The following is a 23933-nucleotide window of genomic DNA, read 5'->3' on the forward strand; positions in this document are numbered from 1 at the left end:
TTAGCCCCTACATTACTATTAGAAATATTATACTTGCTAGGAAAAGTAAAACTCCGCCAGCAACAACTACTTTATCTAACATTTCGTTTTTTGTTTTGTGAGCACTTCTACCAAATACGTTAGTTTCTTGGCCAGCTAGTGTTCCCAAACCATCAGTTTTTGGATCTTGCATTGTTACAGCTACTATAACTATTAGCGATGCAATCATCAAAACAACTGCTAAAAAGTTTTCCATTAAGACACCTCCGATTTCATCTTTTCATAGTATACCACTATTAGGCATCTCACGCAATTTATATGGACTAAGTTATTAATATAATACCCGAAATATATTATTATAAATAAAAAACGGGGTCGCCCCCGCTCTAAAAATTTTAATTAGTCATTGAATCTATCTTTTAGATTATAGAATGCTTTTAGACCTTTAAATTCTGCATTTGTCCAAAGTTCATCTTCAATTCTTAATAGTTGATTGTATTTTGCAACACGATCTGTTCTTGAAGGTGCACCTGTTTTAATTTGTCCAGCATTTACAGCTACTACAAGATCAGAAATTGTAACGTCTTCAGTTTCACCAGATCTGTGAGAAACTACTGCAGTGTATCCAGCTTGTTTTGCCATTTCGATAGCATTTAGTGTTTCTGTTAGAGATCCGATTTGGTTAACTTTGATTAGAATTGAGTTTGCAACATTTTCTTTGATACCTTTTTCAAGTTTTTCAGTATTTGTTACAAATAGGTCATCACCTACTAGTTGAACTTTGTTGCCAAGTCTTTCTGTAAGTTTTGCCCAACCTTCCCAGTCATTTTCATCTAGACCGTCTTCGATAGATACGATTGGATATTTTTCTACTAGACTTTCTAGCCAGTCAATCATTTCATCTTCTGAGTAAACTGTTCCTTCACCTTCTAGGTGGTATTTACCATCTTCTTTGTTGTAGAATTCACTTGAAGCGCAGTCCATAGCTATAAATACATCTTTACCTGGAACATAGCCTGCTGTTTCTATAGCTTCTACGATAATTTGTAGAGCTTCTTCGTTTGATTTAAGGTTTGGAGCAAATCCACCCTCATCACCAACTGCTGTATTATATCCCTTATCTTTTAGTACTTTTTTAAGGTTGTGGAATACTTCTGCACCCATTTGTAGAGCATGTGAGAATGTATCAGCTCCTAGTGGGAAAATCATAAATTCTTGGATATCTACTGAGTTATCAGCGTGTTCCCCACCATTTAGGATGTTCATCATTGGTGTTGGAAGAAGTTTTGCATTTGGTCCACCAAGGTATGCATATAGTGGAAGACCAGATTCATCTGCTGCTGCTTTTGCTACTGCAAGAGATACACCAAGGATAGCATTTGCCCCAAGATTTCCCTTGTTTTTTGTTCCATCTAGTTCAATCATAGCTTGGTCAATACCAACTTGATCTGTTACGTCATAAACAAATACTAGTTCATCAGCAATTTTTTCATTTACATTTTCTACAGCTTGTTGAACAGATTTGCCTAGATAGTAGCTATCATCTCCATCACGAAGTTCTACAGCTTCCCATTCACCTGTTGATGCACCACTTGGTACTGCAGCACGGCCAAAACCGCCAAGTTCTGTTTCTACTTCAACTTCTACTGTTGGATTTCCTCTTGAGTCTAAGATTTGTCTTGCATATACACTTGTAATTAAGCTCATTTATATATCTCCTTTTATTAATAAATTATTTTCTATGATTTACTAGAGCAGCAAAATCTTCTGCTTTAAGGCTTGCTCCACCTACTAGAGCACCGTCAATATTTTCTTTTGCCATTAGTTCCTTAACATTTGCTGGTTTTACAGATCCACCGTATTGGATACGTACTGCTTCTGCTGCTTCTTTAGAATATAAATCAGCAACTAAGTTTCTAATGTAAGCACACATTGCTTCTGCATCTTCAGCTGAAGCTGTTTTTCCAGTTCCTATTGCCCAAATTGGTTCATAAGCTATGATTAATTTCTTAACATCATCTTCGCTTACATCTTTAAGGTCAGCTTCAATTTGTGATTTAACTTTTTCTTCTTGCTTGTTAGCTTCTCTTTCTTCTAGAGATTCACCACAGCAAAGAATTGGTGTAAGGCCATGTTCAAATGCAGATAAAACTTTTTTATTGATTAGTTCATCGCATTCACCAAAGATGTCACGACGTTCAGAATGGCCCAATATTACATAGTCAGCCTTAATATCATTTAGCATTAGTGGAGAAATCTCTCCTGTAAATGCTCCTGACTCTTCAAAGTACATATTTTGGCCACCGAATTTAATGTCAGTTCCTTCTAAAACCTTGGATGCTGCACATAAATCTATTGCTGGTACACAAACTCCTGCTTCTACTTCGCTATCAAGCTCTGTATTTTTAATAGCCTCTAGTAGGTCTTTAGCTTCTGTAACAGTTTTGTTCATCTTCCAATTTCCAACGATTACTGGTTTACGCATTATATCTCCTTATTTATCTTCTATTGCAGAAATACCTGGTAGGTCTTTTCCTTCTAGGAATTCTAAGCTTGCTCCACCACCTGTAGAAACGTGGGTAATTTTATCCTTTAGGCCTGCCATTTCAATAGCAAGAGCAGAGTCTCCACCACCAACTATTGTTGTAGCATCAGCTTCAGCTAGTGCCTTAGCAACTTCATTGGTACCATTTGAGAATTCTTTGATTTCAAATACTCCCATTGGTCCATTCCAAACAACTGTTTTTGCTGCTTTGATTTTTTCAGCAAATAATTCTGCAGTCTTTGGTCCGATGTCTAAAGCTTCTTTGTCAGCAGGAATACTATCTATGTCAACTATTTGAGTATCTACTCCAGGAGCGATCTCATCTGCAATTACTACGTCAACTGGAAGTAGGATTTCTACTCCATTTTCCTTAGCTCTTTCTAGTAGTTCAAGAGAAAGATCCATCTTGTCTTCTTCTAGAAGAGATTTGCCGATTTCCTTGCCTTGTGCTTTTAGGAAAGTATAAGCCATACCACCACCGATTAGGATAGTATCAACTTTTGTAAGTAGGTTTTCAATTACACCAATCTTATCAGATACCTTTGCACCACCAAGGATTGATACAAATGGTTTTTCTGGATCTTCCAAAGCCTTGCCCATAACATCAATTTCTTTTTCAATCAAGAATCCTACTGCTGATGGGAGAATACTTGCAACTCCTACATTTGATGAGTGTGCTCTATGGCTAGTACCAAAGGCATCATTTACATAAAGATCAGCAAGAGAAGCTAATTTCTTTGAGAACTCTTCATCATTCTTTGTTTCTCCACCTACATATCTGGTATTTTCTAGTAGGGCAAGTTCACCTTCTTTAAGATTTGCAACTTCTTCTTTAACCTTATCATCCACTACTTCAGGGCTTGGTAAAAAGTGGAATTTGTCACCGTAGTGGTTTTCTAACCATTCAGCAACTGGCTTTAGGGCAAATTCAGGGTTTGCTTCTCCCTTTGGTCTACCTAAGTGGCTCATCAAGATAACCTTAGCATCATTTTCTATTAGGTAGTCTATAGTAGGAAGAGCCGCCTTAATTCTTGTATCATCAGCAATTTCGCCCTTGTTTTCTTTTGAAAGAGGAACGTTAAAATCAACTCTAACTAGTACTTTTTTTCCTTTAACATCTAAATCTTTTACAGTCTTTTTGTTCATAATTCACCTCATAAATAAAGGGGCAAGAGATAAATATCTCCGCCCCTAGACTATCTCTTAAAGTTTAGCTAAATAATCAAGTGTTCTTACAAGGTTAGATACGTAACCTGCTTCGTTATCATACCAAGCTACTGTTTTAACGATTTGTGTATCGCCATTTTCAACAACTTTTGTAAGTTGTGAATCGAAAACAGATCCTGCTGGGTATCCGATTATATCGCTAGATACAACATCTTCAGTTTCATAAGCAAATGCATCAGATGAGTATTTTTTCATAGCTTCATTAACTTCTTCTACAGTAACTTTTTTCTCAAGAATTGAGTAAAGTTCTGTAACAGATCCTGTAATTGTTGGAACTCTTAGAGCTGTACCATCAATTTTACCTTCAACTTCTGGTAATACTTTACCTACTGCTTTTGCAGCACCTGTTGAAGCTGGGATTGTGTTTTGTGCAGCTGCACGTCCACCTCTAAGGTCTTTTTTAGAAGCTGGAGTATCTTGGATAGCTTGTGTTGCTGTGTATGCGTGGATTGTTGACATTTGTCCTGTAACAAATCCAAATTCTTTTACTAGTACATTTACCATTGGTGCAAGACAGTTTGTTGTACAGCTTGCTGCTGAAACAACTGTTTCTGAACCATCAAGTATTTCGTGATTTACACCATAAACGATAGTTTTCATGTCACCTTTACCAGGAGCTGAGATAAGAACTTTTTTAGCACCAGCTTTGATGTGAGCTTCTGCTTTTTCTTTTTCTGTAAAGAATCCTGTACATTCAAGAACAACGTCTACTCCTAGTTCACCCCATGGTAGATCTTCTGGGTTTCTTTCAGCAAAGATTTTGATTTCTTTACCATTTACTTTGAAACCATCTTCTGTTTCTTCAAAATCACCGTCAAATCTTCCTTGTGCTGTATCGTATTTGAAAGCATAAGCAAGACCATGTTTATCAATAAGGTCGTTGATAGCTACTACTTCGATATCATCTTCTACTTTTGCTATTCTTCTTAGTGTTAAACGTCCGATTCTACCAAATCCATTAATTGCTACTTTAGTTGTCATTATTCCTCCTATAAGTTTTCTGTTTCTATAATAATACTTAACTATGTGTTAGGATTTTGTCAAGGTCATATAACTAGGTAATAGTTTTCCTAAATAAACTATTACCAAACTTGACCTTCCAAATACCTATTTGCCACTACTGCCGCTATACATCCATCACCTGCTGCTGTAACCATCTGGCGTACACTCTTTACTCTTGTATCACCGATTGCAAAAACACCTTCGATTTCTGTTTTCATATCGTCATCAGTTTTTATATAGCCATGATCCAAATCAATAATACCTTCGAATATATCTGTTTGTGGAATGTACCCTACAAATATAAATACCCCAATTGGACCATTATCCTCACTTTTTAATTCAGAAGTTTCATGAGTTTTAACATTTTCAACAATAATAGATGTGGCATCCTTTTCACCCTTAATTTCATTTACAACAGAGTCTAGGACAAGTTTAATTTTATCATTTGCTTTTACCTTATCTACTACTACTTGACTTGCTCTAAATTCGTCACGTCTATGGATAATGCTTACAGATTTGGCAAATTTGGTTAAGTATAAAGCTTCTTCTAGGGCGCTATCTCCACCACCTACTACAAATATATCAAGTCCTGTAAAAAATGGTCCGTCGCAAGTCGCACAATAAGATACACCCCTATTAGCAAATTCATCTTCTCCCTTGGCTCCAAGTTTCCTATGGCTTGCACCAGTAGAAATTATTACAACCTTTGCTTCTATAACTTCCCCATCTTCTGTGTAGATTTTTTTAACCTTGCCTTCAAGCTCTACTTTTGTGACATTTGCAGTTTTAAATTCACAAAATTCCTTTGCTTGCTCATACATCCTATCAGAAAGACCCATTCCTGAAGCTTCTTCTATAGAACCAGGATAGTTTTCTACAAAGGCTGTGGTAGCAATTTGTCCACCTGGTATTGCTTTTTCTATTATCAAAGTATTAAGCTTAGATCTACCAGCATAAAGTCCTGCAGTAAGCCCTGCTGGACCTGCTCCCAATATTATTACATCATACATATTATCATCTCCTAAAAATTAAATTTATTTTGTCTTAGCGCCTCATATAGGACAATTGAGACCGAATTTGCTAGATTAAGTGACCTATCTATTTCTTTGGTCATAGGTATTGTGATTATCCTTTCGTAATATCTATCTAAAATATCTTTGTCAATTCCTTCTCTTTCTCTACCAAATATTAGATAATCGTCGTCTTTAAATTTTACATCAGAATAAACTTTATCAGTTCCTGTTTCCACTAGGTAGAAATCTTTATCCTTTATAAATTCCAAAAATTCTTCTATAGAATCGTGTATGGTCAAATCTACTTTGTCCCAGTAGTCGATCCCAGCTTTTTTAAGGGACTTATCAGATAGGTCAAATTTGAAGGGTCTTACCAAATGTAACCTTGATTTAGTAAGGACACAAGTTCTACCAATGTTTCCGACATTTCCAGGGTATTCTGGAGCTAAAAGTACTATATTAAACACTTGGATTTTCCTTATTATATGCTAAGATTCTATCAACCGCATCAGCAATTCCTGAACTATTATTGTCAGATACAGTATATTTAGCTAAATCTTTCAAGGCTTGGTTAGCATTTCCCATAGCAAATGAAAGTTCTGCACCTTGAATCATTGGAATATCATTGTGGGAATCACCGATTGCAGCAATTTCTTCCTTACTTATACCCAAAAAGTCTGCCAACTCTAAGATCCCGGTCCATTTATTTACACCCATTTCCATAATCTCTATACTACTCATTCCAGATGATGTAATATAAAGATCATTGCCAAATCTATCATTAAAGATATCTACAATCTTATCTTCTCCATAAGGATGGTCTTTGAGGTTGCCGACAAGGATTTTATAGGCATTTTTATTTCTCTCCTTTAGCCTTTGGTATGGGGCCTCAGAAATGTTCAAATAGCATTGGACATTCATACCATAATCATTATCTATTAATAGGTGATTAATACCCTTTTGGTTTAAGCGATTTGAATAAAATGTGTCCTCATCATAGAAATGATAGATGCACTTATGTTCTGAACAAAAATCAATCAGATCCTTTAAATGTTGGTCTTCTAGTGGGTGGGATAACAAAACCTTATCTTTATTTATCTTTATTATGGCTCCATTGTTAGCTATAACTGGGTTGTCAAGTTCAAGTAGCCCATTAAAATACTCGATTGATGTTGCTACCCTACCCGAACAAAGCACTGACTTTACTCCGCTCTCATTTAGCTTTTGTAGGGCATCTTTTGTAGCTGAGCTAAGCTTGCCATCACTATTTAAGAGCGTACCATCCATATCTATAGCAAATAATTTAATCATTCAAACTCCTATAATATAAGCAAAGTTTATTAAGATCACAAGTTTGGCAAAGAGGTTTCCTAGCCTTACACACTTTTCTCCCATGTAAAATTAACTTTTTGTGGGTTATATTCCACTTTTCTCTTGGAACATTTCTTTCTAGATCTTTCTCTGTTTTCTCTACATTATTGGCATCAGCCATTCCTATCCTATTTGAAAGTCTAAAAACATGAGTATCTACAGGAAAAGCTGGTATATCAAAGGCATTGGCCAAAACTACATTGGCAGTCTTGTTACCTACGCCTGGTAATTTTATAAGTTCATTTTTTTTATTTGGAACTTGGCTATTGTAATCTTTTACCAATATTTCACTTGTTTTTTTAATATTTTTTGCCTTATTTTTATATATTCCAACAGTTTTAATCCAATCTTCAATCTCTTTTATATCCATTTTACAAAAATCTTCTGGCCTATTTGCAACTTTAAAAAGTTCACTTGTTACACTATTTACTCTGATATCAGTAGTTTGTGCTGAAAGCATTGTAGCAATGAGAGCTTCGAAGGGTGTTGTAAAGTTCAAAAATTGATTAGAAGTATCTGGATAAAGCCTATCTAGAATATCTAAAACTTCTTTTATTTCTTTTTTCTCTAAAATAATATCACCTTAACCTTTATATTGATTATACTTTTCTTTAATTATCTGGCATATTTCTAAAAACCTATAAGCGTGGTATAATGTTTACTTAGATATGGAGTGATTTAATGTTTAATTTGAAAAAGAAGAATCTAAAAGATTTAGATATATTATTATTACTGGCAACCTTAGCTCTTTGTGTCTATGGCTTGGTTGTCTTATATTCTGCTTATGGTGGTGACCTTTCAGCTATAAAGACACAAATAGGATCGACTGTAATTGGTTTTTTGGCCATAGCCTTAATATGTACCATGGATTTAGATGTTATTAAAAAATCCTTGTGGGCGGTCTATGGACTTTCCATCTTTTTGCTAATTATTACTTTAATATTTGGTAGAGGACTTGATGAATGGGGTGCTAAATCTTGGGTCTATATCGGCTCATTTTCTATCCAACCATCTGAGATAGTAAAAATACTCTTGATATTTTCCTTTGCAGCCTATCTTGATAAATATAAACTTACTATCAACGAAGTAAAAAGATTAGTAATAACCTTAGCTTTTGTAGGACTACCTATTACTTTGATACTCTTACAGCCAGACTTTGGTACAGCTATGGTTTATATATTCTTCATTGCAGCTATGCTGTTTGTAGCAGGTATTTCTTGGAAATGGATACTGATTTTTGCCGCTATTGGCCTTACAACGGGTTTCATAGTTTTGACAAATCTTTCTGGTTACAGGGCTGATAGGATAGAAAACTTCCTAAACCCCTCTAGAGATACATCAGGTTCAAACTGGCAACAACAACAAGGAATGATAGCCATAGGATCTGGTATGTTCAATGGAAGAGGCTACATGAAGGGAACTCAGTCCCAGTATGGTTATATACCAGAAAAAGAAACAGACTTTATATTTTCAGTACTTGCTGAAGAAATGGGTTTTCTAGGTGCAATTATACTGATTATTCTCTTTGCTATTGTAATCTTAAGACTAGTAGCTATAGCTAAAAATTCTCAAAATACTTTCATAAGTATTTTAGTAACTGGAATAGCAGCCATGTTATTTATCCACATTTTTGAAAATATAGGAATGACTATAGGTTTGATGCCAGTTACAGGTATTCCCCTACCTTTCTTATCATCTGGCGGTACCTTCCAATTGATTTGCTTGGCAGAAATTGGCCTTGCCCTATCTGCGTCTATGCAAAAAACAATGAAAGATCCAGATGCCCTAGATGAAGAAGTTATTTCGATAATCGATCCAGCAAAAATTGCAATTTCTAAAAAAAGACAAATTAAAACACCGTAAGTTTTCTAAACTTCGGTGTTTTCTTTTAATTTCCTATCTTTAACCATCTTTGTCTTAGAGAATTCTTCTCTTTCCTTTTCTTCGATTAATGATGAAATTTCCTTTATTCTATCCTCTAGTTTTGGTATTTGAACTTTCTCTAGAGAATTTACTTTTTTACTTGTTTTTTTAATCTGCCTATCAAGGTTATTTATTGTCGTATCAAGTTCTGCTAATTTTAAAATTTTGCTTTTAAGCTCATTAAACGATAGCACAGCTTGGTCAAATGTCTCGTTTGTTTCATAAAATGAATATGATAAACTTAATTTTTGCGGAGTGAAATCTATGTCATAGACCTTTGTCTGCATAAATTCACTTTCCTTAAGGCTTATACTATTATCAACTGGAAGAAGGCTTGCTATGTCATTTAGCTTTGCCTCTCCCATGGTAACCATAGCTTTTTTAAAGTTTTTGCTTACTCTAGCTATAGTTTCATTTACCTGATCATTTAGCTCATCTCTTTGTTTAATCTTTGAATCATGGGCTCCGATTAGAGCTTTTCTAGACTTATCTAGGATATCAAGACCTGTGTTTAGTAAGGATAATTGGTCTTTGGCTGCAATCAAATTGGCCTTGGTAGGGGCTGTTGATTTTATTTCCATATTAATTACCTATAAACTTATCCAAGTTTTCAGGACTTACCCTGTGAAGCTCTGTTCTTGGTAATATTTTTAGGATTTCCCAACCTAAATCTAAACTTTGGTCAAGCTCTCTATTTTCAGTTGGATCTTGGGATAGGAATCTTTTTTCAAACTCATCGCCAAATTCCAAGTACTTCTTGTCTATATCTGATAGGTCATCTTCACCAACGATTTGGGCTATATTTCTAACCTCACCGACATGGGAATATGATTCATAAATTTGGTTCATCAAGTCTTCATGGTCTGCTCTCGTATAACCCTCACCAATACCATCTTTCATAAGACGGGATAGAGATGGGAGAACATTGATTGGTGGATAGATACCCTTATTAAATAGACCTCTATCAATTACAATCTGTCCTTCTGTAATATAACCTGTAAGGTCAGGTACTGGGTGGGTAATGTCATCATTTGGCATGGTTAGTATTGGAATAAGTGTTACTGATCCCTTTGTACCACGAATCATACCAGCTCTTTCGTATAGGGTTGCAAGGTCAGAATAAAGATAACCTGGGTAACCCTTACGAGATGGAACCTCTTGTCTGATTGATGAAACCTCACGCAAGGCTTCTGAATATGAAGTCATATCTGTAATTATTACCAAAACATGGTAGCCTTTTTCATAGGCTAAATATTCTGCTGCAGTTAGGGCACACTTAGGAGCTATAAGACGTTCCATTATTGGGCTATCTGCAAGGTTTTGGTACATTACTACCTTATCACGGACACCTGCCTTATTGAAGGCATCTTCAAAAAACATAGCTTCATCTTTTTTAATTCCCATTGCAGCAAATACAAAGGCAAAGTCTTCGTCAGTTTTTAGCTTTGCTTGTCTAACAATTTGTGCTGCTATTTGGTTGTGGGAAAGACCATAACCTGAAAATATAGGAAGTTTTTGTCCACGGATTAGAGTTGTCAGAGTATCTATAGCTGATATACCTGTTTGAATAAAATCTCTTGGATACTCACGAGCAACTGGGTTTAGTGGTTCGCCTTCAACTGGATAAGTTTTTTCTGCATAAACTTCCCCACCATTATCAATAGGACGTGCTAGTCCATCAAAGGTTCTTCCCAAAATATTTTCATTTAGTGGAATTGCTAATGGTTTTTCCTCAAATTTGATTACTATATCATCTAGGGAGAAGTCTTGGGTATTACCAAAAACCTCTATAGATATAGTATCATCGTCTATTTTTACGACTTGACCTACAAAATCCATACCAAGGGCATGAACTGATACTACAGCATTGTAGGCAACGTTAGCAACTTTTTCTATTTCTATGATGGAGGATTCAATTCTTTTTACTTTTGTGTATTCCTTACGCATTAATTCCTCCTTTTAAATTTAAAAAATGAGATTCAATCTCATTATTAAGATCTACAAATTTGTCTAAATCATCATTTTTGATTGTATATTTCATCTGTGTAATATCATTGATCAAATCTGCACTGAACATATTCTTGTATTGGATACCAGCTTTGATGGCATTTTGTGAGTAATTGTAATAATTTCTTATTACTTCAAGCATTTTTATTTGCTTTTCTAATGGTACATACTTATCTGTATCATTGTAGGCATTTTGTTGCAAGAATCCTACTCTTACAAGTTCTGCAACATCAAGGATGTTTTTTTGGCTATCAGATAGGGCATCTTGACCTACAAGCATAAGGATTGACCTTACTTCATCTTCTTGCAAAAGAACATTCATTAGTTCATTTCTTATAGCAATGATGTCAGTGCCCGTATTTTCTTGATAGTAGGCTCTCATTGTATCTAGGTAGTTTGAGTATGAAGTCATCCAGTTAATAGCTGGGTAGTGACGTGAATAAGCAAGTTTTCTATCTAGTCCTAGAAATACATTTACTGATCTACGTGTGTTTTCTGTTACTGGTTCAGAGAAGTCACCACCAGATGGAGAAACAGCACCTATTAGGGTAACTGAACCTTCGGATCCATTTAGATTTGTAAAATAACCAGCTCTTTCATAAAACTGAGAAAGGCGGCTTCCTAGATATGCTGGATATCCTTCTTCGGCAGGTATTTCTTCCAAACGTCCAGATATTTCACGAAGGGCTTCAGCCCATCTAGATGTAGAATCGGCCATAAGAGCAACGTGGTAGCCCATATCTCTAAAGTATTCTGCTATAGTAATACCTGTATAGATAGAAGCTTCACGAGCTGCTACTGGCATATTTGACGTGTTTGCAATAAGAATTGTTCTCTCCATTAGACCATAACCTGTATTTGGGTCTATTAGCTCAGGGAATTCTTCAAGTACTTGGGTCATCTCGTTACCACGTTCACCACAACCGATGTAGATAATTATATCAGCATCTGCATATTGGGCAAATTGGTGTTGGAGCATAGTTTTACCTGTACCAAATCCTCCAGGAATAGCTACAGTACCACCCTTGGCAACTGGAAAGAATACATCAAGTACTCTTTGGCCTGTATTTAAAAGTAATTCTAGTGGACGAACTTTTTTGACTGGTCTAGGATTTCTTACTGGCCAATATTGGTAAAGTTTTAATTCCTTTTCGCCATCATTAGTATCTAGGACTACTATAGTATCTTCAATCTTATATGTTCCTGATGGCTTTACTTCTTTGACTGTTCCATCAAAACTACTCATTAGCCTGTGTTCAATAGTTTTTGTTTCCATTATTGTAGCGTAGATATCACCAACATGAACTTGGTCTCCTACAGCTACTTTCATTTCAACTTCCCATTCTTTGTCTTCATCAAGGTTTTCAAAACCAATACCTGAAGGTATAAAGGCCCCATTTTTATCTTGTATTTTTTCTAGAGGTCTTTCTATACCGTCAAACATATTTTTCAAAAGACCAGGTCCAAGTCTTACAGATAGGGGTCTACCTGTTGAAATTACTTCTTCTCCTGCTTTTAGCCCTGAAGTATCTTCATAAACTTCTATAGTTGCAAAGTCACCTTCAACTGATATTACCTCACCAATAAGTTTTAGATTTCCAACTGATACCATCTCACGAATCTTAAGGCTGCTGGCATCTTTAGCTACAACTACTGGTCCATTTATTGTTTTAATTTTTGGATTCATTAAAACTCTCTCTTTCAAACAGCTTATACAAGGTTCTTCCTATTTCATACTTATTGTCTTCTATTCTAGCCAAATAAGTCCTATTATATTGGTAAGAACCATCATTAGCCTTTAGGATAAAGCCACCGATGTACTTATCATCCATGCTTCCAAGATTTGGATAAGACAATAAATCTTTGTCAGCTTCTTTTACAAGTATTGTAAAGTCACTTGGATCTTCATCAAGATCATCTAGTTCTTTATCAATATTTTCTTTTAGGCTTTTTTTGTAATCTTCTGTTTTTGTATATTCTTTAAGCTTATTTTTAATCTCACTTACCATATCATTTAAAAGGTATTCTTTGTGGGAATAAAAATTAGTTTTTTGCTCTTCTTCTAATTTTGAAATTTTTTCATTGCCACGAATTTGTGCAAAAGATCTTCTAGATTCTAAAGTTTTTTTCAAATCTTTCTCTAGATTTTCTTTTTTTTCATCAATTTGTGAACTATTTACATGTGTAGAATTATATAATTCTTTTTCACTTTTTGCTTTTTCCTCATCCCAAACCATTTTTCTAAATGTTGAGAGTTTAGCATTTAAATCGAGCATATTACCTCCAATTAACCATCTATTACAACAATTAAAGGAATACTTTCACTTTCTTTGTGCTCTTTTACTTCTTTTATCAGCCAGCCTTCGACAGTTTTTGTAAGAATCAAGACTGCAAGGTCATCTTCTTTTATTGACTCATAAAACTTATCTTTTGCTTCGTCATAGTTAGAAGTTTGTATTCCTTCAATAGACCCAAGCCTAAACATTACTATAAGACTTGGATCGTCAGTTAATATTCTAGCTTTCATTTTAAGCGTTAAGAATCATAATTGAGATGATAACACCAAAGATAGCGATACCTTCTGCTAGACCTACGAAGATAATTGTACGACCTAAGATAGATTGGTCTTCAGAAATTGCTCCAAGTGCTGCAGAACCTACATTACCTACTGCAAAGCCTGTACCAATAGTAGCAAGACCTGTTGATAATGCTGCACCAATGTATTTTAGTCCATCAGCACTACTTGCTGCAGTACCTGCTGCTTCAGCTGCTGCTGATGAGTTAGCTGGCAATAGTAATACTACTATCATTGCCATGATTGGAACAAAAGTGAATAAATTAATTTTGAGTGCTTTTTTTATTTTATCTTTTGAAGTATCTTCGTTATTTTTTAATAAATATAAACCTGAGTAAATTGTAATTACTACAACAGCTAGTGCTAAAAATCCAATATTTTTAATCATAATTTTTCCTTATCTTTCCTTTTCTACTTGTTAAAATTTCTTTGATTAATTGGTCTAAATAAATGACCATTTCCTTCGTAATACTTGCTAAACATTTCGTAAAATTCTAGTCTTAGTCCTTGGATACCTACAATCATACCCTCTAGGCCGATTATAAAAATATTTCCAATGACTAATATTATAAAGCCTTTGATACCACCACCAGCAAGTTTTGCCATAACTTCAAAAGCCATATACAAACCAACGTGGTTTATAGCAAAGGCTCCAACTCTTGTAAATGATACAAGATTTGAAAATACTGAAAGCAAAGCTTCTATCACTGAAAATGAACCTTCAAGATAGTAATCTCCCTTTGCTTGGTCGTATAGTTTCTTATTTCCTTCTAACTTTCTTGCTATAGGTTGCTTAAATACCATCATCACTATTGAAATTATAAGCAAAATCACACCAATATTTTTTGGAACTGGACCTACATTTACAATTGCAAGAACTATTATGATAAATGAAGCCATCATCATAAGTCCGGCAAAACCTTCTTTACCAAAGATTCCTTCTTCAATATTTTTTTGAAGATGGACTTTGTTATAAATACCAATTATATATGAAATCACCATTAAACTTACACCAAATACAACTGATGCAATTAGAACTGTCATGATGTTATCAAATGGTTTTATGAGCAAGGCAGGAATCAAATCTTCTCTACCAAAGAAAGATCCATACATAAGTCCAAAGATGGACGCTGATATTCCAATTCTTTTGAGTATTGCTCCAAAAGTCTCATTTTTCTTTGATAACCAGAATCCAAGTCCTAAGAAAACTAAACCTTGACCAAGGTCACCAAACATTAGTCCGTATAGTAACATATATGTTATTGCAAAAAATGGTGTCGGGTCAATCTCATCATAGTTTGGAGCGCCATACATATTGACCATATATTCAAATGGTCTTACAAACTTGTTGTTTTTAAGCTTAGTAGGAGGCTGCTCATTTACACTATCAACATCTTTGGTTGTGATAATAGTATTTTTGTACTTATCTTCCAAGCTTTCGAATTTATTTAGTTCGCTTTCTGGTACCCATCCGGATAAGTAAAAATACTCATCACCATGGGCCATATTGTTCTTCAATTCGTCAGACTTTTTCTCATATTCAATAGAGTAAGAAATATTGCCAAGTATATCTTGGTAGTCTCTATTGATTTCTTCTATTTGACTATTTATTTCATTTAGTCTTTTTTTGGTCTGACTTTGTTTTTCATCTATATCTTTAATCAGCAAATCTTTAGGCAGGTCTTTATCGACAAAACCCAAAGTATTTACAGATCTAGATACATCCTTTTTTACCTTATTAGGATAAATTAATAGATAATCTTCTTCATTTGAAAGTTTTTTATTATCCTTATTAGGGTTGACTTTAAAATCAGAATTATCATCATTACTTATCCTAGTATCAGGATATTTGTCTGCCATATCTTCTAATTCCTTTAACTTTTTTTCAGGAACCTGGGCTGAGAAGTAGAAATATTTTTCACCGTAGGCCATAGACTCTTCAAAGTGCTCGGCCTTTTTTTGATAATTAATATTATAAGGAATATTGTCAACTATATCTTTATAAGAATCTTTCAAATCATCAATTTTGTGATCAATATTTTCTAGGTCCCTTCTTGTAACATCTAATTCATTTGCTATATCATAGTCAGATTTTTCATTAGATAGGTCCTTATCTACAAAACCCAATGAATTTATAGATCTGGAAATATCTTCCAATACTTTCTTTGGATAAAGTAATAAATAATCATCCTCCAATGCCTGACTATTGACTTTCGGCGTATTTAATCTATTTGCCATATAGCTTACATCTCAAAATCTTTATCTTCTATGAGGAAGTCGACAATTTTATCAATAACCTCACCCTTATATTCTTTGTAGATACTATCCATAAAGTTTATTTTGGATTGGTAGTCAGCATTAATACTATTAATTTTATTATTAGCATCATCCATTATTTCATTATAAATCTTATCTGACTCTTCTTTTGTCTTCTTGTTATATTCTTGATCAAGAGAAAGAGATACATTTCTAGTATTTATTCTCTCATTAGCAAGAACTTTTTCAGTTTGATCGTTAAGATTATATGTTGCTTCATCTAGAGCATATATTTCTTCTATAGCTTTTAGGCTGGCCCTATCTACGTCATTATCCAAGTGGATTATTAGAGATGGGATATTTTCATAGTTGTTTTTTAATATGAAACGACCATCTTCAGAAACTGAACCATACCTATAATCAAAGAATTTGAGATTTTGGATTTTCTCTATATCAATATTATAATCTCTTAATTTGTCTACATTTTCTTTGTAAATGTTTAGTTGCCTAGATTTTTCTTCTAACTCTTCTTTTTCTTTTATTAATGACTTTAACCTATCATAGAACTCGTTAACTCTTTGGGGATCGACAAGATTCCCATTTTGACTATCGGCTAGATTTAGCGAATTTTTAAGTTCCACTAATTTTTCATTGTAGCCATCATCTTCTTTTTGAAAACCTGATAGTTTATTGATATCTTCAGTAATATCAACATTTTCAGCGCTTGCGCGTATATTAAACGTCCTATTAGTAACTTGGTTAAAGGCATCAACTGGTTCTATTTCACCAATCTTAATAACATCTTCTAGGAAGTTATCCAAATTATCCAAGTTAGATATCATATTTACCAGATACATTTTTTCAACTGCCATTGTTACCTCACTATTAAATATTCTAAACGTTCATCTTTATTGAAACTATCATCTAATTCCATGAGGGCTTCTATATTTTCTCCACTAATAAAAATAATATTCATCGCAGAAATCACATATAATATGTCTGATTCTTCCTTAGTTATTTCACTTTTATAAAGTTTCAGCTCATATTTTCTAATCTCTTTGTGAATATTATCAGTATTTGCAAAGACTTTCTTATACTTGCCCAATCTCATCTTTTCTAAAAACTCATCTTTTGATAATAGGGAAAGTTCTTTTAATCTTTCTCCATTAAAACTATTACCACCTTCAATCAGATAATTGAAAATATCACCATCGTTGAGGTCATAATAGTTCTTGAGCCTATAAAGCATTTCAAAATTTAGTAGATTTATCTCTTCACCCAAAAATTTTCTAATAAGTTTATGCTCTTTTAGTTTCTTAGACAATTTTAACAAGGATCTATAATAGAACTTCATTAGAGCATTACTTGTTAGAAATATTAAGTTCTCAGCCTGCATATTTTTATTTAAAAATGGTAGCAGGGTTCTATAATATCTACTATTTTGATTTGCTTTTATAAAAGATTCCAAATCCATCTTGCTATCTAGAATAAAGTTTTCAGATAGAGGATTTGATTTGAAAGTCAGATAATTTCTAGAAAAATTGTCGTTTACAAGAGATTCAATTATCTCCTGCAAAAACAAAATCTCATATTTAGAAAAATATAGGTTAAAGAAGTCACTTTCAAGACCTGTTAGAAAATAATCTATACTTTTGATTTCTGCAAACATCCTCTTAAAGTTGTTAGCTTCAAGATTAACTTTCTCCCTACTATAATCAATATCGGGATAAGCTTTTGAAAGTATGTCAACTTTTTTATCAAAATCGCCATAGCTTGCAAGATTTAAGTAAAGATCATCATCGGGAATTCTTCCCATTTTAGCTTTTGCTTTTACTACTACATCTCTCATTTAAGTCATCTCCTTTAACGGATAAATAATAACACTTTTATAATAGTTATAAAAGCATAATAAATATTTGATATCATTTATAATTTAATTGATTATTAGTTAACCAATTCACCACTTATGGTAAATGAAGTATTATCTGTAATCTTGACTTTGACGATTTGACCAATCAAATCCTTTGGAGCCTTTACATGAACTAATTTGAAAGTATCGGTTCTACCTGTTAGAATTTCAGGATTATTCTTTGATTCTCCCTCTATGAGAACTTCTACAGTACGGCCAATATATTCCTTGTTCTTTTGATTGAATATTGGATATAGCTCATCTAGAAGCCTTTGGAACCTATCTTGAACTATATCTTCATCTATTGTAGGCATCTTAGCTGCCACTGTCTTTGGCCTAGGGCTATACTTAAAAGTAAAGGCTGAATCAAATTCTATTTCCTTACAAGCATCTATTGTGGCCTGGAAATCTTCTTCTGTTTCTGTAGGAAAACCTACTATAATATCAGTAGAAAGTGCTATACCTGGTATTTCTTCTTTTAATTTATTTGCTCTTTCAATATATTTTTCTATTGTGTAGTGACGGTTCATTTTTTTAAGTACTTCATTTGATCCTGATTGCATAGGAAGGTGGAAGTAATTGCAAATGTTGTCATTATCGCGCATTACATAGATTAACTCATCTGATAAGTCTTTTGGGTGGCTTGATGTAAATCTTAATCTTTCTACACCAGGTATTTTTGCAACCCTATTTAACAGTTCTGGGAAAGTAAAGCCATCATTAGTCTTGTTGCCGTATGAGTTTACATTTTGTCCTAATAATGTGAATTCTTTGAAACCTTTACTGGCTAAATATTCAACTTCTTCTATGATTGAGTAAGGCCTTCTGGATTCTTCTCTACCCCTTGATTCTGGAACTATGCAATATGAACAGAAATTATCACAGCCACGCATTATATTTACATAGGCTTGGAAGTTGTTGGTAGAGTTGTATTTTTCAAAATCATCTTTTGCATTATCAGTTGATACGTCAACTACTCTTTCCCCAGTTTCAAGATACCTATATATCAAATCAGCAAGTGAATTGATGTTTTTTGTACCAAATACTATATCAACTTCTTTATGTTTTGTTACTATCACCTCTCTTGCTGTTGACGTTTGCATCATACAACCAGATACTGCTATAATTTTTTCTGGATGAGCTTTCTTAAGTTTTTTAAGTGATGATACCTGACCATATAGTTTTAGTTCTGCATTCTCACGAACCAAACATGTGTTAAATAGGATAAAGTCAGCTTCTTCTCTAATTTCTGTATAAGTATATCCTAAATCTTCTAATATATAGGATATTCTCTCAGAATCATGCTCATTCATTTGGCAACCAAAAGTTGTTATATTGTATTTCTTACCTTTAAAATAATCTTTATATTTTTCTTTAATTTCCATTTACTCCTCATTGAAAAAAGAAGATGACTTTAATCACCTTCTTTTATTGTTAATTTTATAGATTTTCTTATTCTATTTCTTCGTCAGCTTCACTTGCTTCTTCTTCAGCTATTGATTCAGCAGCTTCTTCAGTGTTGATTTCTGTTTCGCTAACTTCTTCATGTTCTTCAACATTTTCGCTAGCTTCGATATCATCTATAACTCCATCAACTTCGCTTTCTTCGCCGATAAGATCTGTTTCACCAGCACCAAGTAGAGCTTGTTCTAGAAGATTACCTAGGTTGTTGTTTAGGTCAGCATCTGAAGAGAAGTTTTGGCTTTGACTTCTTTCTGCTTTTCTTCTTGGTCTATTTTGGTTATTGTTAGCTCTGTTTTCTCTTCTAGGTTTTCTTTCTGGTCTTTCTGGAGCTTCTTCTAGTTGTTTGATTGATAAACCAACTTTTTCTTCTTCTTTGTCAATTGAGATAATCTTAACTTCGATTTCATCACCAACATTAAGTTCATCAGATGGTTTTTCAACGTGATCCCAAGAAATTTCTGAAACGTGAACTAAACCTTCAACTCCGTCAGCTACTTCTACAAATGCGCCAAAGTCAAGTAGGTTAACAACTTTACCTTTTACTACATCTCCAACTTCGTGGCTGTTTACAAAGGAATCAAATGGTTTGTCAAGTAATTGTTTGCGTCCAAGAGAAATTCTGTTCTTTTCTTTATTTAGTTTTAAGATTTTAACTTCGATTTTATCTCCAACATTAAGTACATCAGATGGAACTTCAACTCTACTCCAAGCAATGTCAGAAACGTGAAGTAATCCGTCAAGTCCATTTACTTCAACAAAAGCACCGAAGTCTGTAAGTCTAGCTACTTCACCTTCTACAACTTGACCTTCCTCAAGTTCTTCCCATCTTTCTTCAAGTTCTCCTTCAAGAACGTCTTTACGAGATAAAACTAATCTATTTTTTCTTTCGTCAATAGAAACAATCTTTAAATCCCATGTTTCACCAACGAATTTTTTGAAGTTTTTAACAAAATATGTTGCAACTTGGCTTGCAGGAATGAATCCTTGGATTCCGTTAACTTCAGCAGTTAGACCGCCTTTGTTAAATCCTGTTACATGGCCTTCAACTATTTCGTCGTTTTCATATTTTTCTAATAGTTCTTTCCAGCTCTTCATTCCTAGAACTCTTCTTGTTGATAATGATACGTTTCCTTCACCATCATCAAGTTTAATAACATAAACATCAAGTACTGATCCTACTTCAAAATGTTCTTTAGGATTTTCTCTTTCTTCTTCTGTCATTTCATCAAGTTTTATGATACCATCTGCACGGTATTGAATGTCAACAAAAACCTCATCTTCTTTAACATCGATAACTGTTCCTGTTACAATATCTTTTGGATAGATTTTTTTCATACTATCTTCAAGACTATTCATAAAATCTTCTTTTGTAAATTCATCCATTTTACTTACTACCTCCTCAATAATCTCATCAGGTGTGGACGCACCCGCGATTATTCCAATTTTTTTAAATTCTGAGAGCTTTTGCAAAGGTAGATCTTTAACAGTTTCAATCCTAAAAACATTATTATTATACAAACTTGCCACGTCATATAGCTTGTTTGTATTAGAACTATTAAAACCACCAACTACAATCATACAATCTACATCCTTAGCAAGGTCTTTTGCAGAATCTTGCCTTAGTTTTGTAGCATTACAAATTGTGTTATCTATTACTACACTATCATTATTATCTTTTAAGATGTTCGCAACATTGTAGTAAAAATCCGATCTGTTTGTAGTTTGACTTACTACATAGATTGGCTTCTTACATCTAATATTTTTTGCTTCAGTCTCATTCGTAATTATTATACCATCTTTTAAATAAGAGTCCATAGCTTTTATCTCAGGATGATTCCTATCTCCGATGATAATTACTTGGTATCCTTCTTCTTCTTTTTCCATTATTTTTTTATATATATTTGTAAGAACTGGACAGGTTGCATCTAAAATTTCGTTACCATTTTCAATTAGAGCTTTTTTGAAATCTGCACTTTCTCCATGGGCTCTAATAAGTATCAAAGAATCCTTGATATTTAGGGCTTCTTCTTTTGTAATTACCTTAAGTCCTTCTTCTTCCAGTTTCCCTACAAGTTGTGGATTATGGATTAATGGTCCTACTGTATACTTTTCTTTTGTGCTATCTAGGGCTTGGTTGGCCAAGTCTACCGATCTTTTTACACCAAAGCAAAATCCAGAATTATCAGCTATAATTATTTGCATTTCTACCTTCTATTTCTCCCAATTTACTAGTATAAATCTTTGTAAATACTTCATCTGTCATCTCTTCCATAGCAACTTTTGTTTTCATATCCAGATACTTATCAAGTCTTACAGGCTCGTGAATATTTACAAAAGTTTTTCTAAATGGCTTAAATGTTGATATAATTTCAACAGGAATGATATCTACCTTTGCTTTTAAAGCCATAAAGCTTACCCCATCTTTCATATTGGCCCTATCAATATTCTTAGTCCTTGTTCCCTCTGGCATAATCCCTATAGTCTTGTCTTCTTTAAGCAATTTAATACAATGTTTAAGACTTGCCAGGTCTCTACCATCTCTTTCCACTGGGATTACTCCAAGTTTTTTTACAAGCCAACCTACAATTGGCCAAGTAGTGATTTCTTTTTTGGCCACAAAATATATTTGATTTGGAATAGAAATGGCCAAAAATATTGGATCCCAATTGGACTTATGATTGGCACATAGGATATAGTCATTATTTTCCGGCAAATTTTCAAGTCCATCCACATGGACTCTCATAATAGGCTTGATAAAAAATATCAAGATAGCCCTTAAAACTTTATAAAACATCTTCTTTATCCATATGGCTTAAAATAGCATCTATTGTTTGGTCTATGCTTTGCATAGAACTATCAATTTCTATTGCATCGTCTGCCTTTCTAAGAGGCGAATTTTCCCTTGATGAGTCATATAGGTCCCTATCTATTATAGATTTTTCTATTTCTTCTATAGTTAACTCTGACTCATTTTGCAAAAATCTCCTCCTAGCCCTTTCTTTGCTTGAGGCTGTCAGATAGAATTTATATTTTGCATCAGGAAATACAACTGTACCAATATCCCTACCGTCAAGGACAAAGGATTTTTCATTGGCTATTTCTCTTTGCATTGATACTAGCTTTTCTCTTACTAGGGCATTTGCTGAAACCCAAGATACATTTTTGGTAACTTGGTCAGTCCTTATTTCTTTTTCAATATTTTTGCCATTTAAATAAATCTCGTTGTCTATAAAATTTATTTTTATCTTACCAAGCATTGAAAGTATTTGCTCATCACTTGCATCTTCATTTATACTATTTTCTAAGAAAAAATGAGTAACAGCCCTATACATTGCCCCTGTATTTAAGTATTGTATCTTTAAAATCTCTGCCAATTCATTTGATATTGTTGATTTGCCTGAACCACTTGGTCCATCTATTGCAATAATATATGTCATAGTTTCTCCTTTATAGCATTAGCTGCTGCATAGGCACTAGTGAAAGCTAGCTGTAGGTTGTATCCACCTGTTAATCCATCTATATCAAGAACTTCTCCTATAAAATATAGGTCAGGAACTTTTTTTGATTCCATGGTTTTGGGGTTTATTTCATCTACATTAACCCCACCTTTTGTTATTACAGCAGTATTAAATCCACCAAATCTATCAAAGGTCAATTTAAAATTAATAATATTTTCTATTATATTATGGCGGTCATTTCTTGTAAGCTCTGATGCTTTCCTAGACAAATCCACATTTGACCTGCTTAGGATAATAGGACAAAGTGCTTCAGCCATATATTCTTTAAGAATATTTACCACATCTTTCTTTGGATTTTTATTTAATAGTTCTATAAAATCCCTATCAAGCTCATCGAAATCTTTGCCCGTAAAGTTAAGTCTTATTTCCGTTATATTTTCATTGATAGCCATAGATGATATTTTCAAAACACAAGGACCTGTTATAAAGTTTTTTGTTATTAGAACTGGTCCATAATCTTCTTTAGATCCCCTATCACTTATAAGCCTTATCCCTATACTATCAAAGGATAAAGCTTTTATGGTTTTCAAATCCTTATCCTTAAAAAATATGGGAACTAAGGACGGCCTTAATTTTGTTATACTATGGCCAAAGTCTCTGGCAAAATTGTAGCCATCACCAGACGAGCCTGTATTGGGATATGAAAGTCCGCCTGTCGCAATGATCAAATAGTCAAATTGATAATCTTTTTTTGCTGTTGTTACAAGAAAATTGTCATTCTTTTTGATTTTTAGGACCTCAGCATTTGTAACAAGCTTGATGTTTTTCTCTACTATCAACTTTTCAAAAAAGCTAATAACATCTTTTGCTTTTTGTGACTTAGGGAAAATCCTGTCATCGTCTTCTCTCACAAGTTCTAGGCCATTATTTTCAAAAAATTCAATACTAGCATAATTATCGTGAAGATTAAAGGCAGAGTATATAAACTTTTTGTTGGTAACAATATTTTCTAAAAATTCATCATAGTATTTGCCATTAGTAATATTGCACCTACCATTGCCTGTCATAAGAATCTTCTTGCCTATTTCAGAATTTTTCTCTAATATGGTAACTTCGTTATTTTCATTTTTTAAGTTTACGGCAGCATAGAGTCCACTTGCCCCAGCTCCGATAATTCCGATTTTTTTCATATACTATAAAAATT

Annotated in this window: 24 protein-coding genes; 1 reads left to right on the forward strand and 23 read right to left on the reverse strand. The window is 33.8% G+C overall.

Annotated elements, in window-relative coordinates; genetic code table 11:
* Nucleotides 1-7: 7 nt before the first annotated feature.
* The 9 genes from secG to nth all read right to left on the reverse strand — a co-directional run bounded on the left by secG (nucleotide 8) and on the right by nth (nucleotide 7693).
* Entirely contained in the window at nucleotides 8-235 is a 228-nt protein-coding gene (secG, locus tag QNH69_RS08265; RefSeq protein WP_044566061.1) for a preprotein translocase subunit SecG, read from the reverse strand.
* Between the two features lie 143 nt (nucleotides 236-378).
* Nucleotides 379-1686, reverse strand: coding sequence for a phosphopyruvate hydratase (eno, locus tag QNH69_RS08270; RefSeq protein WP_282930009.1), 1308 nt, complete (start codon nucleotides 1684-1686; stop codon nucleotides 379-381).
* Between the two features lie 25 nt (nucleotides 1687-1711).
* On the reverse strand, nucleotides 1712-2464 hold the full coding sequence (gene tpiA / locus QNH69_RS08275) for a triose-phosphate isomerase (protein ID WP_282930010.1): 753 nt from the start codon (nucleotides 2462-2464) through the stop codon (nucleotides 1712-1714).
* Nucleotides 2465-2473: 9 nt separating this feature from the next.
* Nucleotides 2474-3670 carry a phosphoglycerate kinase gene (locus tag QNH69_RS08280; protein WP_282930011.1) on the reverse strand — a complete coding sequence of 399 codons (1197 nt, stop codon included), beginning with the start codon at nucleotides 3668-3670 and terminating at the stop codon, nucleotides 2474-2476.
* 57 nt (nucleotides 3671-3727) lie between these two features.
* Nucleotides 3728-4732, reverse strand: coding sequence for a type I glyceraldehyde-3-phosphate dehydrogenase (gene gap / locus QNH69_RS08285; RefSeq protein WP_282930012.1), 1005 nt, complete (start codon nucleotides 4730-4732; stop codon nucleotides 3728-3730).
* Between the two features lie 101 nt (nucleotides 4733-4833).
* Nucleotides 4834-5763 (reverse strand): thioredoxin-disulfide reductase, encoded by a 930-nt coding sequence (gene trxB / locus QNH69_RS08290; RefSeq protein WP_282930013.1) that lies wholly within the window; start codon nucleotides 5761-5763, stop codon nucleotides 4834-4836.
* Between the two features lie 11 nt (nucleotides 5764-5774).
* The gene (locus tag QNH69_RS08295; protein WP_282930014.1) at nucleotides 5775-6233 is read right to left on the reverse strand and encodes a tRNA (cytidine(34)-2'-O)-methyltransferase; all 459 of its coding nucleotides are present in this window, start codon (nucleotides 6231-6233) and stop codon (nucleotides 5775-5777) included.
* A complete protein-coding gene (locus tag QNH69_RS08300) occupies nucleotides 6226-7077 on the reverse strand; it encodes an HAD family hydrolase (protein WP_282930015.1) in 852 nt (283 codons plus the stop codon). Before QNH69_RS08300 ends, QNH69_RS08295 begins: the two co-directional genes overlap by 8 nt.
* Nucleotides 7070-7693, reverse strand: a complete 624-nt coding sequence (gene nth / locus QNH69_RS08305; protein ID WP_282930198.1) for an endonuclease III — start codon at nucleotides 7691-7693, stop codon at nucleotides 7070-7072. The genes QNH69_RS08300 and nth overlap by 8 nt, the downstream gene beginning before the upstream one ends.
* 125 nt (nucleotides 7694-7818) lie before the next feature.
* Here nth and rodA point away from each other — a divergent pair, with 125 nt between their 5' ends.
* Nucleotides 7819-9000: a rod shape-determining protein RodA gene (rodA, locus tag QNH69_RS08310; protein ID WP_282930016.1), complete on the forward strand. Its 1182-nt coding sequence runs from the start codon at nucleotides 7819-7821 to the stop codon at nucleotides 8998-9000.
* A gap of 5 nt (nucleotides 9001-9005) precedes the next feature.
* Here the strand turns inward: rodA and QNH69_RS08315 are convergent, their stop codons facing one another.
* The 14 genes from QNH69_RS08315 to QNH69_RS08380 all read right to left on the reverse strand — a co-directional run bounded on the left by QNH69_RS08315 (nucleotide 9006) and on the right by QNH69_RS08380 (nucleotide 23919).
* On the reverse strand, nucleotides 9006-9641 hold the full coding sequence (locus QNH69_RS08315; RefSeq protein WP_282930017.1) for a V-type ATP synthase subunit D: 636 nt from the start codon (nucleotides 9639-9641) through the stop codon (nucleotides 9006-9008).
* Nucleotide 9642: 1 nt separating this feature from the next.
* The gene (locus QNH69_RS08320; protein WP_282930018.1) at nucleotides 9643-11007 is read right to left on the reverse strand and encodes a V-type ATP synthase subunit B; all 1365 of its coding nucleotides are present in this window, start codon (nucleotides 11005-11007) and stop codon (nucleotides 9643-9645) included.
* Nucleotides 11000-12754 (reverse strand): V-type ATP synthase subunit A, encoded by a 1755-nt coding sequence (locus QNH69_RS08325; RefSeq protein ID WP_282930019.1) that lies wholly within the window; start codon nucleotides 12752-12754, stop codon nucleotides 11000-11002. Before QNH69_RS08325 ends, QNH69_RS08320 begins: the two co-directional genes overlap by 8 nt.
* Entirely contained in the window at nucleotides 12738-13343 is a 606-nt protein-coding gene (locus QNH69_RS08330; RefSeq protein WP_282930020.1) for an ATPase, read from the reverse strand. The genes QNH69_RS08325 and QNH69_RS08330 overlap by 17 nt, the downstream gene beginning before the upstream one ends.
* Nucleotides 13344-13354: 11 nt before the next feature.
* Nucleotides 13355-13594: a V-type ATP synthase subunit F gene (locus tag QNH69_RS08335; RefSeq protein ID WP_282930021.1), complete on the reverse strand. Its 240-nt coding sequence runs from the start codon at nucleotides 13592-13594 to the stop codon at nucleotides 13355-13357.
* A 1-nt stretch (nucleotide 13595) separates the two neighbouring features.
* A complete protein-coding gene (locus QNH69_RS08340; protein WP_282930022.1) occupies nucleotides 13596-14030 on the reverse strand; it encodes an ATP synthase subunit C in 435 nt (144 codons plus the stop codon).
* 23 nt (nucleotides 14031-14053) lie between these two features.
* Nucleotides 14054-15880, reverse strand: a complete 1827-nt coding sequence (locus QNH69_RS08345; protein ID WP_282930023.1) for a V-type ATPase 116kDa subunit family protein — start codon at nucleotides 15878-15880, stop codon at nucleotides 14054-14056.
* 5 nt (nucleotides 15881-15885) lie between these two features.
* Nucleotides 15886-16770: a hypothetical protein gene (locus QNH69_RS08350; protein WP_282930024.1), complete on the reverse strand. Its 885-nt coding sequence runs from the start codon at nucleotides 16768-16770 to the stop codon at nucleotides 15886-15888.
* A 2-nt stretch (nucleotides 16771-16772) separates the two neighbouring features.
* Nucleotides 16773-17747: a V-type ATPase subunit gene (locus QNH69_RS08355; RefSeq protein WP_282930025.1), complete on the reverse strand. Its 975-nt coding sequence runs from the start codon at nucleotides 17745-17747 to the stop codon at nucleotides 16773-16775.
* A 95-nt stretch (nucleotides 17748-17842) separates the two neighbouring features.
* Nucleotides 17843-19192, reverse strand: a complete 1350-nt coding sequence (gene miaB / locus QNH69_RS08360; protein ID WP_282930026.1) for a tRNA (N6-isopentenyl adenosine(37)-C2)-methylthiotransferase MiaB — start codon at nucleotides 19190-19192, stop codon at nucleotides 17843-17845.
* Between the two features lie 67 nt (nucleotides 19193-19259).
* Entirely contained in the window at nucleotides 19260-21473 is a 2214-nt protein-coding gene (locus QNH69_RS08365) for a bifunctional 4-hydroxy-3-methylbut-2-enyl diphosphate reductase/30S ribosomal protein S1 (protein WP_282930027.1), read from the reverse strand.
* The gene (locus tag QNH69_RS08370; protein ID WP_282930028.1) at nucleotides 21454-22065 is read right to left on the reverse strand and encodes a lysophospholipid acyltransferase family protein; all 612 of its coding nucleotides are present in this window, start codon (nucleotides 22063-22065) and stop codon (nucleotides 21454-21456) included. The genes QNH69_RS08365 and QNH69_RS08370 overlap by 20 nt, the downstream gene beginning before the upstream one ends.
* Nucleotides 22055-22708, reverse strand: a complete 654-nt coding sequence (cmk, locus tag QNH69_RS08375; RefSeq protein ID WP_282930029.1) for a (d)CMP kinase — start codon at nucleotides 22706-22708, stop codon at nucleotides 22055-22057. Before cmk ends, QNH69_RS08370 begins: the two co-directional genes overlap by 11 nt.
* Nucleotides 22705-23919 (reverse strand): NAD(P)/FAD-dependent oxidoreductase, encoded by a 1215-nt coding sequence (locus tag QNH69_RS08380; protein WP_282930030.1) that lies wholly within the window; start codon nucleotides 23917-23919, stop codon nucleotides 22705-22707. Before QNH69_RS08380 ends, cmk begins: the two co-directional genes overlap by 4 nt.
* Between the last annotated feature and the right edge of the window lie 14 nt (nucleotides 23920-23933).

Source organism: Anaerococcus sp. Marseille-Q7828, assembly GCF_949769285.1.
GTDB lineage: Bacteria > Bacillota > Clostridia > Tissierellales > Peptoniphilaceae > Anaerococcus.

Coding starts and splice junctions, on each gene's coding strand:
- QNH69_RS08380 (WP_282930030.1), bottom strand. CDS start 23,919: ATGAAAAAAATCGGAATTATCGGAGCTGGGGCAAGTGGACTCTATGCT.
- QNH69_RS08280 (WP_282930011.1), bottom strand. CDS start 3,670: ATGAACAAAAAGACTGTAAAAGATTTAGATGTTAAAGGAAAAAAAGTA.
- QNH69_RS08340 (WP_282930022.1), bottom strand. CDS start 14,030: ATGATTAAAAATATTGGATTTTTAGCACTAGCTGTTGTAGTAATTACA.
- gap (WP_282930012.1), bottom strand. CDS start 4,732: ATGACAACTAAAGTAGCAATTAATGGATTTGGTAGAATCGGACGTTTA.
- QNH69_RS08335 (WP_282930021.1), bottom strand. CDS start 13,594: ATGAAAGCTAGAATATTAACTGACGATCCAAGTCTTATAGTAATGTTT.
- QNH69_RS08330 (WP_282930020.1), bottom strand. CDS start 13,343: ATGCTCGATTTAAATGCTAAACTCTCAACATTTAGAAAAATGGTTTGG.
- QNH69_RS08350 (WP_282930024.1), bottom strand. CDS start 16,770: ATGGCAGTTGAAAAAATGTATCTGGTAAATATGATATCTAACTTGGAT.
- QNH69_RS08325 (WP_282930019.1), bottom strand. CDS start 12,754: ATGAATCCAAAAATTAAAACAATAAATGGACCAGTAGTTGTAGCTAAA.
- QNH69_RS08300 (WP_282930015.1), bottom strand. CDS start 7,077: ATGATTAAATTATTTGCTATAGATATGGATGGTACGCTCTTAAATAGT.
- QNH69_RS08355 (WP_282930025.1), bottom strand. CDS start 17,747: ATGAGAGATGTAGTAGTAAAAGCAAAAGCTAAAATGGGAAGAATTCCC.
- QNH69_RS08315 (WP_282930017.1), bottom strand. CDS start 9,641: ATGGAAATAAAATCAACAGCCCCTACCAAGGCCAATTTGATTGCAGCC.
- tpiA (WP_282930010.1), bottom strand. CDS start 2,464: ATGCGTAAACCAGTAATCGTTGGAAATTGGAAGATGAACAAAACTGTT.
- QNH69_RS08370 (WP_282930028.1), bottom strand. CDS start 22,065: ATGTTTTATAAAGTTTTAAGGGCTATCTTGATATTTTTTATCAAGCCT.
- eno (WP_282930009.1), bottom strand. CDS start 1,686: ATGAGCTTAATTACAAGTGTATATGCAAGACAAATCTTAGACTCAAGA.
- QNH69_RS08365 (WP_282930027.1), bottom strand. CDS start 21,473: ATGCAAATAATTATAGCTGATAATTCTGGATTTTGCTTTGGTGTAAAA.
- trxB (WP_282930013.1), bottom strand. CDS start 5,763: ATGTATGATGTAATAATATTGGGAGCAGGTCCAGCAGGGCTTACTGCA.
- cmk (WP_282930029.1), bottom strand. CDS start 22,708: ATGACATATATTATTGCAATAGATGGACCAAGTGGTTCAGGCAAATCA.
- secG (WP_044566061.1), bottom strand. CDS start 235: ATGGAAAACTTTTTAGCAGTTGTTTTGATGATTGCATCGCTAATAGTT.
- QNH69_RS08320 (WP_282930018.1), bottom strand. CDS start 11,007: ATGCGTAAGGAATACACAAAAGTAAAAAGAATTGAATCCTCCATCATA.
- QNH69_RS08345 (WP_282930023.1), bottom strand. CDS start 15,880: ATGGCAAATAGATTAAATACGCCGAAAGTCAATAGTCAGGCATTGGAG.
- rodA (WP_282930016.1), top strand. CDS start 7,819: ATGTTTAATTTGAAAAAGAAGAATCTAAAAGATTTAGATATATTATTA.
- miaB (WP_282930026.1), bottom strand. CDS start 19,192: ATGGAAATTAAAGAAAAATATAAAGATTATTTTAAAGGTAAGAAATAC.